This is a genomic window from Kamptonema formosum PCC 6407, assembly GCF_000332155.1.
Lineage (GTDB): Bacteria > Cyanobacteriota > Cyanobacteriia > Cyanobacteriales > Microcoleaceae > Kamptonema > Kamptonema formosum.
Genome location: NZ_KB235898.1, coordinates 146,688 through 160,024 on the forward strand (window position 1 = coordinate 146,688; position 13,337 = coordinate 160,024).

General features: G+C 42.2%; 11 protein-coding genes. 4 read left to right on the forward strand and 7 right to left on the reverse strand.

Annotated features, from left to right (window positions below):
* Nucleotides 1-3: 3 nt before the first annotated feature.
* The 3 genes from OSCIL6407_RS0100625 to OSCIL6407_RS0100635 all read right to left on the reverse strand — a co-directional run bounded on the left by OSCIL6407_RS0100625 (nt 4) and on the right by OSCIL6407_RS0100635 (nt 5,105).
* Nucleotides 4-1,866, reverse strand: coding sequence for a response regulator (locus tag OSCIL6407_RS0100625; RefSeq protein ID WP_007354191.1), 1,863 nt, complete (start codon nt 1,864-1,866; stop codon nt 4-6).
* 228 nt (nt 1,867-2,094) lie between these two features.
* Nucleotides 2,095-2,796 carry an esterase/lipase family protein gene (locus tag OSCIL6407_RS0100630; protein ID WP_007354594.1) on the reverse strand — a complete coding sequence of 234 codons (702 nt, stop codon included), beginning with the start codon at nt 2,794-2,796 and terminating at the stop codon, nt 2,095-2,097.
* 224 nt (nt 2,797-3,020) lie between these two features.
* The gene (locus OSCIL6407_RS0100635; RefSeq protein ID WP_007353920.1) at nt 3,021-5,105 is read right to left on the reverse strand and encodes a thioredoxin domain-containing protein; all 2,085 of its coding nucleotides are present in this window, start codon (nt 5,103-5,105) and stop codon (nt 3,021-3,023) included.
* Nucleotides 5,106-5,468: 363 nt separating this feature from the next.
* On the opposite strand from OSCIL6407_RS0100635, the gene OSCIL6407_RS0100640 reads away from it, so the two are divergent.
* Nucleotides 5,469-5,969 (forward strand): 2TM domain-containing protein, encoded by a 501-nt coding sequence (locus OSCIL6407_RS0100640; RefSeq protein ID WP_007353921.1) that lies wholly within the window; start codon nt 5,469-5,471, stop codon nt 5,967-5,969.
* A 47-nt stretch (nt 5,970-6,016) separates the two neighbouring features.
* Here the strand turns inward: OSCIL6407_RS0100640 and OSCIL6407_RS0100645 are convergent, their stop codons facing one another.
* Nucleotides 6,017-7,411: an NB-ARC domain-containing protein gene (locus tag OSCIL6407_RS0100645; protein WP_007353922.1), complete on the reverse strand. Its 1,395-nt coding sequence runs from the start codon at nt 7,409-7,411 to the stop codon at nt 6,017-6,019.
* Nucleotides 7,412-7,597: 186 nt separating this feature from the next.
* On the opposite strand from OSCIL6407_RS0100645, the gene OSCIL6407_RS0100650 reads away from it, so the two are divergent.
* Entirely contained in the window at nt 7,598-8,410 is an 813-nt protein-coding gene (locus OSCIL6407_RS0100650; RefSeq protein ID WP_234708707.1) for a DUF4114 domain-containing protein, read from the forward strand.
* Between the two features lie 89 nt (nt 8,411-8,499).
* Here the strand turns inward: OSCIL6407_RS0100650 and OSCIL6407_RS0100655 are convergent, their stop codons facing one another.
* The 3 genes from OSCIL6407_RS0100655 to OSCIL6407_RS0100665 form a co-directional block, all read right to left on the reverse strand.
* A complete protein-coding gene (locus tag OSCIL6407_RS0100655) occupies nt 8,500-8,904 on the reverse strand; it encodes a hypothetical protein (protein ID WP_007353924.1) in 405 nt (134 codons plus the stop codon).
* Nucleotides 8,879-9,511 carry a Panacea domain-containing protein gene (locus tag OSCIL6407_RS30140; protein WP_007353925.1) on the reverse strand — a complete coding sequence of 211 codons (633 nt, stop codon included), beginning with the start codon at nt 9,509-9,511 and terminating at the stop codon, nt 8,879-8,881. Before OSCIL6407_RS30140 ends, OSCIL6407_RS0100655 begins: the two co-directional genes overlap by 26 nt.
* Nucleotides 9,512-9,813: 302 nt before the next feature.
* On the reverse strand, nt 9,814-11,724 hold the full coding sequence (locus tag OSCIL6407_RS0100665) for an acetate--CoA ligase family protein (RefSeq protein ID WP_007353926.1): 1,911 nt from the start codon (nt 11,722-11,724) through the stop codon (nt 9,814-9,816).
* Between the two features lie 226 nt (nt 11,725-11,950).
* On the opposite strand from OSCIL6407_RS0100665, the gene OSCIL6407_RS0100670 reads away from it, so the two are divergent.
* Nucleotides 11,951-12,148, forward strand: a complete 198-nt coding sequence (locus OSCIL6407_RS0100670) for a hypothetical protein (protein WP_007353927.1) — start codon at nt 11,951-11,953, stop codon at nt 12,146-12,148.
* Nucleotides 12,149-12,396: 248 nt separating this feature from the next.
* Nucleotides 12,397-13,251: a cyanophycinase gene (locus tag OSCIL6407_RS0100675; protein ID WP_007353928.1), complete on the forward strand. Its 855-nt coding sequence runs from the start codon at nt 12,397-12,399 to the stop codon at nt 13,249-13,251.
* The last annotated feature ends 86 nt before the right edge of the window (nt 13,252-13,337 follow it).

A 13,337-nucleotide genomic window follows, 5' to 3' on the forward strand; every position in this document is an offset into this window, starting at 1 on the left:
TTATCACAATCGAGAGCGCTCCATCCTACTAATTACCCGTGTCACGAGTTCAGGCCCCAACACAGGTTTACTGATGAAATCATCAGCTCCAGCAATAAAAGCTTTTTGCAAAGATTCTGGATCGGTATGCGCTGTCACCACCAAAATTGGTAAGTTTTCCCATTGGATATCCTGTCGCACAACCTGACACAATTCTAAACCATTAATGAATGGCATTTCTATATCTAAAACTACCAAGTCAGGTTTAGTGCTAATTAAAACTTCCCAAAATTGCTGGGGTTCTGTGAGAGTTATTACTTCGATCGCCCAAGGAGTTAGAAAGTCAGATAATCTAGCCAGCATTAAAACGTCATCATCTACAATTAAGACTTTAGCCTTTAAAGTTTTAGGTTGAGGTAAAACACGAGATATTGCGTCAAAAATTTGCTTAGTAGTAGCAGGTTTGTGCAAAAATTGTCTAGCTCCTAAGCGCGATACTGCCAAACGATCGGCTAGGCTATCTCGTCCTGTAAAGACAATTATCGGCAGGTGGGGCGATCGCTTAGTTACTTCTTGCAGCAGCGTCAATCCATCTTCCTCCGTCTCTGCAAAGCTTAAGTCTAGTAACATCACATCCGGCATTGATAAAGCTAGAAGCGCTCTAGCATTGGTAAGATTAGAAGCAATTTTAATGCGTAATCCCCAAGCTTCTGACTCTGCTTTTAAGCGCTCTGTTAAGACAATATCATCATCAACTACTAACAGCCGCTGAGATAAAAAGGTAGGTGTTGATGGAGCTATTAAAGTAACTGAAGGTTTGGTTATTTCCTGCTGTAATGCTGTCACCAATTCCGAGAATTTGGTAATATTTTCCCCAGACAAAGGACTGTTGTTCATTAGTAAATGTTCTGCGGAACGTGCCAGTTTAGATCCTTCTTGATACCCAAAAGATCCCATAGATCCTGCTAATTTATGAGCTTCATTCTTAGCCGCTTCCTGTAAATGGTTTTCTATATTTCCTGCTAATAATGAATTCTTTGCCTGTTCTAATATGGCAATTTGTTCATTGAATACTTCTCGAAAGCGCTCGAAGATTTTGTCTGTATTTTGTCGATTTTCACTACCAAATTGATGCTCTTTTGTGCTATCATTTTCAGGCTTGGTAGCATTAGATGGCACTGCTTTAGGCTGGGATTTCAGTCGATAGCCCATGCCATAAACTGTTTCGATGATTTCTTCACTTAAGCCGCCTGCCTTGAGTTTCTTTCGGACATCTTTAATATGAGTGATAATGGCGCGATCGGTTGGTGCGTCCTCCAATCCCCACAGACGATCTAAAATGGCACTGCGGCTAAAGATGCGATCGGGATTTCGCAGGAATAATTCGAGCAGATTATATTCTGTCGCTGTCAGTGAAATGATTTGTTTATCAAATGTTACTCGACCCGAATCTAAGTCTAAACAAAGATTTCCCCAAGTCAAGGTATTAGCTAATAAATTCTGAGCAGAATCTCTAGGGGAAAGCGCTTGACTGCGCCGTAATAATGTTCGTATCCTGGCTAGTAATACTTCAGTAGCACAAGGTTTGCTGATGTAATCATCGGCTCCCGCATCGAACCCTGCTACGACATCGGCATCTGAATCGTTGGCTGTTAGTAACAGGATGGGTTTGCGGTAGCCTTGCGATCGCAGTTGGCGGCATAGACTAATTCCATCAAGTTTGGGAACCTGCACGTCTAGCAAAATTAGGTCATACTCTATTGCGGTTGCCAATTCGAGGCCCGCTTGTCCATCACTCGCCAGATCGATCGCGTAGTGATTGACTCCTAACACTTTTGCCAGTGTTGCACTCAACAATCTATCATCATCTACTAGCAGAATTTTCATCTTACCAATTACCGAAGAAGGGGCTAGGGGCTAGGGGAAGAGGGGGAGCGGGGGGGCGGGGGGGCAGGGGAGCGGGGGAGCAGGGGAGATGGGTAATTAGCAATTAGCAATTAGCAATTAGCAATTAGCAATTAGCAATTAGCCATTACCAATTAGCCATTACCAATTAGCGATTAGCCATTAGCGATTAGCCATTACCAATTACCAATTCCCAATTCCCAAGAATCTCTAATGTAAATATTCTATCCAAGATGGTACGATCTCAGGTGAACCGTACCATTTCCCAGGCGATCGCGGTGAATGCCAAACGTCATCTAAAACTAAATTTTCTGCACCTTCTAAATGTGCTGCGGCTACGGGAGTAATTCCATCTCCCCAAGTTTCTGCGATCCCAATTGTCAGTTTATAACTGTTATAAGCTAACCAGGTTTTAAAGCCACGCTTCCCAAAAACTGCCTTACCTGCAACGCAGACATAGCGAACATTTGGATGAAAAGCACCGGGATAGTGAATCTTGACAAAATCTAGATTTTTGCGAGTCCATCTTTCCTGACTGACGTGAGGCGTGCCCAAAGTAACCAGGGTATTTACAGAGGGGAAAGCGTTCCATAAACCAACGTCTTCGGCTACGTCTCCATGAATAGTATAGGGCTTTTCTCCGAGATATATCCGCGCAATCCAGCCGCCGGCTGAGTGACCGATGAGGTTAATCTGAGAGCTATTATATTGTTGCAGGGCTTGCTTGACTGTGCGATCGAGCGATCGCAAAATGGGTATCATCGATCGCCCTCCTACTGTTGGCCACCAATCCCGTTGACTTAGGGGTACTATCAGAGTCGGGAAACCGCGATCGCGCAGAATTTTCTCTAATTGGCTATATTCCGAGGCAGCGGCGAAATATCCTGGTAAAATTACTGTTGGTAACGGCATTGTATATCTGAGATTTTTTCTATTATTAGTATAAGTTGAAACGTAGAAATGTAGGGTGGCGCTCGCCGCCAAAAAGCTGATAATTCATAGCTAAATCCAATTAAAAATTAAAAGTTAAAAATTAAAAAGGAAATTAATTAAATTTTTAATTTTTAATTTTACGTTTTTAATTTTTGAGAGAGCGCCCACCTTACAATCTATAGTTTATGCTGACAGTAAAACCTTCAACATCGGATTTGGCTTTGTTGAATCTGTTCTAACAACTGCTCTTTAGTTTTAGCAGGTTTCTTACAACTTAAAGCCTGACAAACTAATCCTACCACGCCCTCTGTTAGATTGCTTTCGCTCTTATAAACAGCAGTTGGCTGATATTGGGAAATCAAGCCGGAAATTTCATCTCTGGTAGTACGAATCAAGGTACAATTTTGATACCAATCGAGCGCTGCAAACAGACTCGGACAAGCTTGAGGAGAATCCTGCATCACGCTACTAAAAGCTTGCAAACCTTGCTCAGCGCGATCGAGATATTGCAAGTCTTCTGTTAGCAATGTTAGGCGTACAAGATTCGCGATCGCAACTCCATTCGCCGCTGGTGTTGCATTATCTGTATAACTGCGTTCCCGTACTAATAAATCTGCACTTGCATCACTCGCAGTATTGTAATAACCTCCTACCTCAATACTCCAAAGAAATTCGTCAAACTCCTCTTGTATTTTCACTGCTTTCTCTAACCAAACTTCAGGTTTGAGGTTAAAACTGTCAGGTTTTGTCTCCAACCAACCCTCAGATACCTGATGCAAATCTAGCAGTGCTTTCAAAAACAAAGCATAATCTTCAGACTGCGCCATAACAGCCGATTTGCCGTCATAATTTAGTCGGTGAAAGCGTCCATCAATCCATTGATTGTCTAAGATAAAATTAGCCGCTTTAGCGGCCAGTTCCAAGTATTCTGACTTGTGAAAAACAGCAGTGGCTCTAGCTAAACCAGAAATCATTAAGCTATTCCAAGCTACAATCATCTTAGTATCAGTCACCGCTGGAATTCTACCCGGCCAATCATAACTTTTAGCTTCCTGATTGTTACGCGCGGGAGGAAAGACTTTTACACTTTCAGGAACAGCACCATAGCGAACTTTAAATAGTTTAGCTAAAGCAGTTTCCAGAGTAGAACTCAATTTACCAGGATGGCGGCGTTGCAAGACATTCTTCGCTTCAAAATTGCCCGTCTGCGTGACAGTAAACTGCTCTTGAAGTTCTCTAAATTCATCAGCTTCCAGCAAATTTTCTAATTCGCTGTAACTCCAAACATAAAACGCTCCTTCCTCCGGTTCAGTCTCTTCGATATTGGTGAAATTGTCAGCATCTTGTGCAGCATAAAAATAACCAGCAGGTGCAATCATTTCCCTTTGCAACCACTCTACCGTCCCCGCAACTGCACGCTCAAAAGCTGGTTCTCTAACTCCTGCACTCCACAAATTAGCCAAATATTCAACGATTTGACCGTTATCATAGAGCATCTTTTCAAAGTGCGGTACAGTCCAAGTTCCGTCAACGGTATATCGGTGAAATCCGCCGGCAACGTGGTCATAAATGCCACCTAAAGCTAAGTCTAAACCCCGCTGCGTGCAAACTTGCTGACTGTCAGATTTGCCTTCAAGATTAAACCGCATTCCGCGCAAAGCAGATTCAGAATAAGGCATCATTGGAAAACTAGGGCCATACTCGCGAGCGCTAATAATCGCAGTGCTAGTTTCTAAACCGCGTCGGAGTAATTTACCGCTTAACTTCTCCGTTCCAGACAGTGCCGCCGACTGCTGAAAATGTGCTAAAATCTCTTCTTTGAAAGCTTGCAACTTGCCTTTTTCCAGATCGTAAAAGCGGCGAATTGCGTGCAGAACTTCTAGAAAGCCAGGTCTTCCATAGCGGGGATAGACTGGGAAGTAAGTACCGCCGTAGAAGGGAATGCGATCGATGGGATCGAGAAAAATATTCAGGGGCCAACCACCTTGACCAGTCATCATTTGTAACGCCTGCATATAGATGCTATCCAAGTCAGGACGTTCTTCGCGATCGACTTTAATGGGGATAAAATGGGCGTTCATGTACTCTGCGATCGCAGCATTAGAAAATGCCTCATTTTCCATCACAGTACACCAGTGGCAACTAGAATAGCCCACAGAAAGAAAGATCGGCTTGTTTTCGCGGCTAGCTATTTCCAAGGCTTCATCGCACCAAGGCCACCAATCAATGGGATTTTCAGCGTGTTTGCGGAGGTAAAGACTTTGAGATTGGGCAAGACGATTAGTCATAATTACAGATCGACTTCTAATGAAATACATTAAGCAATTATTTGTCATTGTAGCGCAAAATAATATTTATAGTTATGTGTTATTTGTTAACTGTTATTTGTTAACTGTTAACTGTTAACATTATGTTTAATAAAGGATATGCTCTTTGAGTAAACTTCGCGAACACAAGGACTTAGGATGGCTTCGTTGCTACTCGCAATTATATGGTAGCATTTATTTATGTCCACCTACTTATTAGCCGGTAACTTGAGTTCTGCACAGAATTTACATTGGTAGTAGTGAAATCCCCCCTTTTCACTACCTGTCATTTCCCGCTCAATGTAGATAAGATAGAGAAGATGTTAGGAAGCTAGAAAACTTAATATGGCGACAACAGAAAATCAAATCACTCAAACTTATGCCTCGGAGGATGCTCAACAAATTCTCCAGTTAGCGATCGCGCGTAGAGAAGAAACCGGAGAAATGTCTAGAACCCAGCTTTTCGAGGTGGCCAGTGAATTAGGTATCTCTCCAGCGGACATTCAGGCGGCGGAATTGGAATGGATGGCCCATAGGGGAGAATTTCAAGAAAAGAATGTTTTTAATGCTTATCGCCGCAGCAAATTGCAGCAAAATTTAGTTAAGTACGGTATTGTCAATACTTTCTTATTGCTGCTTAATTTAGCATCAAATCACGAGCTTTCTTGGTCGCTTTACATTTTATTAGGTTGGGGATTAGGACTGTCTCTTAGTGCTTGGAATACCTATCAAAGTGAAGGGGAAGAGTATGAGCAAGCTTTTCAAAAGTGGCGGTTGAAAAAGCAAGTAGGTCAGTCTATTGGTACGGCGGCGGTTAAGTTTCGCAACTGGTTGCAGTCGTCATAAACTTTGGAAAAAAGAGAAAAAATTGGTTGTTTTAAGGGTGATTGGTTTTAACGATCGATCGCCCTTAAGTTTACATATTGTTTGAATGTTGGTGACAGGTTAAAAAGTGTTATATTTTCTTGTTCATGTTTCTCAATCAATGAACGCCGTCCCAAGGATTGAATGGCATTGATTAACTCTGAGGCCGGCAATTTCATATCTTTTATCAATTGGGAAATTGAGATGGGTTCGGCTGCATTCCCGACGTAGATAATCACCTGTTTTTCTAAGTCAGACAAGCGATTTAAGTGTTGCTGCAATATTGCTTTTAATTCTTCCCCCAGAAACAAGATATCATATTTTAAATATTCGCTAACTTTACAATTAAATAATTCTTGAATCATTGTGGCAACTATTTTTAACCATAAGGGATTGCCTCCGTAGGTGTTAATAATAGTTTGCCAGTTCTCGTCTTCAAGTAAACCTTTGTCTTTGAAGATTTCGGATGCTGCTGTACCCAATCCGCCTAGATATAATGTGCGAACGGGTGCATTTTCTCCTGTTAATGCGGCAATTTCTCTAGGGGGTTCCCAACTGTTAAGGATTAAGCAACTGTTGTGGGGAATTTCTGATACAAGTCTGAATAGTGTGCCGTAATTTTCATATTCAGGACGGTAATTACCTGCTATTTGTCCGCTACTGAGGATCGTTTGTACGTCATCTAAGATAATGAGGCAGCGGTGCGATCGCAGATATTGTATTAATATTGAAAGTTTATCATCTGTGCTGACTGGCAAATCGCTATCTGCTCGATCGGAGATAAATTTAATTAGGTTTTTTAAGGTAGTTTCAAGGGTTGGGGATGTGCGAAGACTTCGCCAAATTACATAGTCAAATTGATGCTGAATTTGTGGCAGGAGGTGGAGTGCGATCGCGGTTTTGCCTATGCCGCTGATTCCTAATATGGCGATTAGGCGGGTGCGATCGCGTACAATCCATTGTTCTAGGGTTGTGAGTTCGAGTGCGCGATCGTATAGTGGGGTGATGTCGGGTGCGTCTCTTAAGTCTTGACGGGTTTGAGGTTTGTCGCTGTCTGGGTTGGGGTGCGATCGCCCTTGTGAGACTGTTGGAGAGTTTACAATATCTCTACAAATATTGATATTATTATGGGCAAAATTGTTTTCAAAAGTTGATGAAATAATAGAAAATCTACACCTCTCTATTGTCGAGCAAAAATTTGATTTGTTAATATTTTCTCCTAATAACTCTGATAAGATTTTCCATAATTCTGAGGCAACATCTCTGAGATAACCATCGCTATAGCCGGATTCCTCTGCAATTTGGGTGTAAGTCTGACCTTTCCAAGCACCACGCAGTAAAGCATCTTGTACATCGTCTAGGTGTTTTCCCGTCTTTGCAAAGACTAGAGCATCGCCAAACTTTAAGATTTCTTTAATGTCCATTATTGGGTAGTGGGGGCGAATTTTCTGGCTTTTTAGGACATTTTACGACATTTTCCGAATTATAGCAAGAAAAATATATCCATTTTCAGACAAAATCAGACATTTCCCAACTGACAAAGCTCAATAAATACCATAAAATGAGCTAACTAATAAATAGCAAGACTGAGGAGCGATCGCATGAAACTCATGGCAAGTAAAGTCTCGATCGGGCTGACTACTACCTTAACTAGCATCTTATTTAACACAATCCCTGCTGGTGCTTTTCAAATTAACACCATCGCGACTGACACAACAGGAGTCAAAGACATCATTAATGAGTTACAGCAATTCGTTCAGCAGGAAAGAATGGAACTTGCTAACCCGGATCTTAAAGCTTTAGATCCCACAAGCTTGATTCTCGGCGCTGATAGCAACCCTCATATTTTCTTTGTGAACGAGGGAGCAACCAAACGAAACCAATTAGTTTTCACCGCAAGTAAGGGTTCTAATGTTATTCAGTCAGGAGTAATCTTTCCTGATATTTCCTGTAAAAGTGGATGCCCCATCTCTGAGTCTAATGATGGTGCGCTCAACATTGGTGACTATGTGGAACTGGGTAAATTTACGGCTGGTACTGTCTTTAAGTTTCAGTTGCTTTCAAAGAACTTTAAGGATGGTCTAACAGATGTCTATAGTGCAGATATAGCTGATAATTCAGACGGTTTAGCACACCTTATTGCTTATTCCTACAAAGGTGGTGTTTTGCTGGGGTTCGAGGATCTTTTTGGAGCTAAGGGTGCGACAAGTGGGAGAAATGAAGGCTCTGACCGCGATTTTAACGATCAGGTTTTTTACATTAGTCCAATGCCTCTGGGTACTAAGGATGATTCTAATCCTGAGCAAGTTCCAGAACCCGCTACTGTATTGGGTACTTTGATGGGAATTGGCTTTATCCGTAGTGCCGTGAAGAAGCGTAAGTGTCAACAGCAACAGAAGCTTGAGGGTGCTAACTTGAGTTGATGGACAAGAAAAAAAGCGCGATCGCCCTTCCTTTTATCTCATACTTAAGAGCGATCGCGCCTCACTTCCATTATTTAGGGAACAAGTGCTTACTGATAAAGATTATGGTTCGGATCTAACCAAACAATATAAAATACATCTTCAATAAAAAATCCATGCACTCGGCCGTGTTCGTTAGTTGAAAGAGAAAACTGATAAGGAATTGTTACTAATTCTTTTTCATTAGCGATACCAAACCCATTGGGTTCGGTTGTTTCTCGCCATTTAATTGGATGACACCGAAGGGATTGACTTCGATTCATCTTCACTTCTTGTGCTGTTAATGTTGATAAATCCCGCAATCTTTCCAAAAAAGCAGTAAAATAATTCCCATCGCGATCGCGAATTGAAAATTTTTGATTCTGGGTTTGCAAATACTTGAAGGAAAATCCCAAAACTTTGGGCGTTTTTGGTTGAGAAGCGACAATTTTAGACAGAGGTTTCTTCTTTGACACGGGCAGAATAATATTTTTTCATCGATTCTTGAGAAATAATGGCATGACAAGATTCCTCTCTCGGTAAATCCCCTCTCGCTTCTAGCCAAGGCTTTTCACTGCAAATCATTCGCTCTAAAGTTTCATCATCATACTCAAAATATGCCTCGGCAACTTCTTCTATAAATTCCTCAATTTGTTCGGAAAGTTTCGGCTTTTCAATTTTTTCTACAATTGGTTCCCAATTAAATTGGTATTGATACTTTTCTAATAAATCGGGAATCACCGGGCCGTGAATCCATGCTTGAAAATCTTCATCAAATAATAGCGTTTCGTAAACTCCTAAATGCCAAGCTTGAGCGTAATATACCAGTTTTTGTAGCTTATAGACGTTGATTTCTCGATCGGTTTTTGAGGCTAACCAAATGAAATAATTTGCAATATCTACACAAGTCAGTTTTTCTGAATTGGTTTGGGTCGCAACAACTTTCAATTGACCTTCACCTATCTGTTCCAATAGTTCCAAAACAGACAAGTTAAATTCTCCGGCAATTTGCTCAACTCTTTGCCAGAGTTGAGAAGTTATAGTTATTTGATATTCACTTGTTATTGAGGTAGCTTGGCTCATTGCAGTTATTAAAATAAATTTCACCAGCCCTACAGATTTTAAATTATATCATACCTAAGCTTACGCTATCGATCTCGCCATTCCTAATTCCCCGCTAAGCAGTCGAAAATAATTAAACGTAGGGTGGGCGCTCGCCGCACATTGCCTGTAGCTCATAGAAGAAGATGGTTGCGGCGAGCGCCCACCTGTGCATTTTATTGTCACTAGCTAGAGGTTAGCTATGCCTAAATTACCCGGAATATCAAGCAAGCGAAGTAATTCGTGTACTCAAAATTTCCTAACCCCTAAACCCTAGCTCCATTTCACAAAATAGTCCCAATCTCCTTCAAATAAACCCGCGTAAATGGTTCACCATCGCCAAGGGTATATTGTTCCATCAAACCTTTGCGGCGGATAGAAATATTCGCACCTTCCCTAACAACTAAAGTCGAGTCATCAAGGAGATCTCGTGCCAACACCCGCTCGGTTTCCGTAGGATTATTCAGCACTACCATATTACTGCCTTGGTAAAACATTCCTTGCTCTTCCAAGACACTTTCGGGATACTCAGCAATCAACAAATCCAGCTTGGGATTTCGGAGTAAACTTTGCACATTCAGGTTATAGTCCTTATTCAAAAACTTCTCGGAGCGGTTGACAAAAACAGCATCGCGGCAAACAGCACCAATACTCCATTCTGGATATTCCAACAGAATACGATCGATAGTTTCTTGCAATTCTTGAACTGAAACCCGGTTAAAAGTAATAATTGGTATTCGTGCTGAATTTCCTGATTCAAAGAAAGTTTCAAGAATGTGAGCAGGCACATCAACGCTCTCGCCAAGGGCGGGATTAAGGTGCATGAAAATACCGGGAGCAGCATTAATTTCTAAGATACCAAAATTCCCTTCTTTCCAAGATTGACCGAGATTTGGGGAGATCGCATCAATGCCCAAACAAGTCAGTCGAAAGTGTTGGGCAATATCTTGAGCGAGAATGATATTGTCTGGGTGAAGAGTGGGGGTAGCATCGATGCTGACACCACCTGCGGAGAGATTAGCAACTTTGCGGAGATAGACAGTGCGATCGCTCTCAATTACGCTATCCAGAGATAATCCCTGTTCCTGCAAATACATCTCCATCGCCTCATCGCACTGAATCTTACTTAGCGGCGAAGTCGGAGTGTCTAAACGTGCCAGGGTTCTGTTTTCTCGACGAATTAGATCGCGAATAGGCGATCGCCCATCCCCCACCACCCAGGCGGGACGACGTTCAGTTGCAGCCACAAATCGGCCATTAACACACAATAACCGGAAGTCAGCGCCCTTAAAGCTTTGCTCAACAATAACTCGCACAGGTGCTTGCTCTGGAATCGCCTTAACTGCTCTCTTAAAAGCCGCTGCTAATTCCTCAGCATCTTGGATATCAGCCGTTACCCCAATTCCTTTATGACCGACTACAGGTTTAACTGCAACTGGATAGTCAATCTCTCTGGCAGCCGCGATCGCTCCGTTTTCAGTAGTAACAATATCGCCTTTAGGTACGGGAAAACCTAACGTTGCCAAAAATGCTTTACAGTCATCTTTACGAGTAGTAAAATCCGAATCCAAATGGCTATCAGAGTCAAAAGTAGTCGCTTGTCCGCGCACTAATTTTTTGCCATAACCGTACTGCATTAATCCTTCATCCCACAGATAAAAACTGGGAATGCCTTTCTGAGTCGCTTCGCGCATGAGAGAATAGACAGTTGGCCCGCCATAAACTGACTGCCGGAACATACTTTGGAGTACGCTAATTTGTTCTTCTATGGGAAAGTCTTGACCTTGGTTAATCGCTTCAAACCAATCCCAAACCGCGTAAACTACAGCCCTCGCCGTGCGGGCGTGGATAGCTTCGATACTAATCCGATGATAATGCCCATCATCCTTGACATTCCAGCAATTGAAGTGTAAGCCCATGTCCAGTTTCCCGACTTCGGAAGCAGTGCGGGCAAATAAGTGGGCGTGAGATTCGTAAGTTTCGCCTAGTAGCTGCGGGTAGCGATCGCCTATTGCTTCCAGATAGTTAGCGATCGGTAGAGGTTCTCTAGAGTCAGTCACGGCGAAATCAAATACTAAAGCCGCTGTTTCTAAATATGGGTTTGCGCCCATAAAGTGCTTGAAGTTAAAAATATCAAACACATCGCTTTTCCTGGCATTGACTCGGACTGTATCTGCGACTTTTTCTTGCAGCATTGAATACCTACTTTGAACTAAAACTTTATTATTACTTTATAGCCAGTGTATTTCCAACTATCTAAAGACATAGCTAATAAGAGGGATTGATGATTTTTTAGCTTTTTAAGTTATGAATAAAAAAGGTTCGGTTCCTAATGTCAGCAAACTATAACTTGCGAGTGATGGCAGAGTGAGTTAAGCTGTAGGTCAATATAAAGATAGAATTAAATCAGGAAGCAGGATTATGAACATGACAAAAACTGCTATCAGAGATCGACTTCATGAACTGGCTGAAGAAGCCTTTCACAAGAAACTGATTTCTGGCTATGGCGACGGGCAAGACTCCAACGAATACCAAATCGTCTGGAACGGCAAACCCCGACACCTATCGTTAGAAGAAGCACACTCTTTATTAACCACCTTGATTCAACAAACACAGTAATTCAACATTGCCCTAAAAAATAAATCGATAACCAACGCAGATATAATCTCCAATTATCTGCGTTTAGCTAATTGGATATAGGTTTTTGCCCAGGCTTTTAAGACTTGTAGACAATGATGTAGGGTTGTAAAAAGCGCTAAGTATATGAGCTTAAGCCAAAAACTTCTGTATCAATCTCTACCTTTTGATAGTTTTAGAGTTAAAAATGGTCGTGTTTTATTAGAATATAGGCGAACAAAGGAGATGCTATGACCTTAAGCGAAAATGGCGGGCAGTTATTGATTATTGGCGGAGCCGAAGACAAAGAGGGTGAGTGTAAAATCCTCCGCGAGTTCGTGCGACGCGCAGGAGGTATTAAAGCTCGACTTGCGATCATGACGGCTGCGACGAGCTTGCCTGGAGAAGTAGGGGATAATTATATCAGAATATTTGAGCGGTTAGGAGCAGAAGACGTGCGAGTTGTCGATACTCAGCGACGAGAAGATGCCAATAACCCTGATGCCTTAGAAGTAATTCAACAGGCAACAGGCGTATTTTTTACTGGCGGAGATCAATCGCGGATTACTAGCTGTTTGAAGGACACGGAACTGGATGCAGCTATTCACCAACGCTACTCAGAAGGTATTATTATAGGCGGCACCAGTGCCGGAGCTGCAATGATGCCTGATATCATGATTATTGAAGGAGAATCTGAGACCAATCCCCGCGTTGATGTAGTAGCGATGGGGCCGGGAATGGGTTTTCTGCCAGGGGTAGTAATTGACCAGCATTTTGCACAGCGGGGTCGCTTAGGACGCTTGGTTTCAGCACTGGCACAACAACCCGCAGTCTTAGGATTTGGTATTGATGAAAATACAGCTATAGCAGTCAACGGCGATGAGTTTGAAGTGATTGGTGAAGGCGCTATTACTGTGATCGACGAATCAGAAAAAACCCATGATAATTTAGATGGACTTTTAAAAGATGAAGCCTTGGCAGTTTGCGGCGCAAGGCTACATATCCTGCCTAACGGATATCGCTTTAATTTGAAAACTCGCAAGCCTATTTTTACTCAGCAAAGTCAACAAAGCGAAGAAGCGAGGGAGGTAGCGCCAGCGCGGTAATATCTTAGTGAAAATACAGTGAAGGGCAAGATGCAGATGCTACTTTAGTTGAATTATCTTGCCCTTCACACCGAATAAAACTTAAG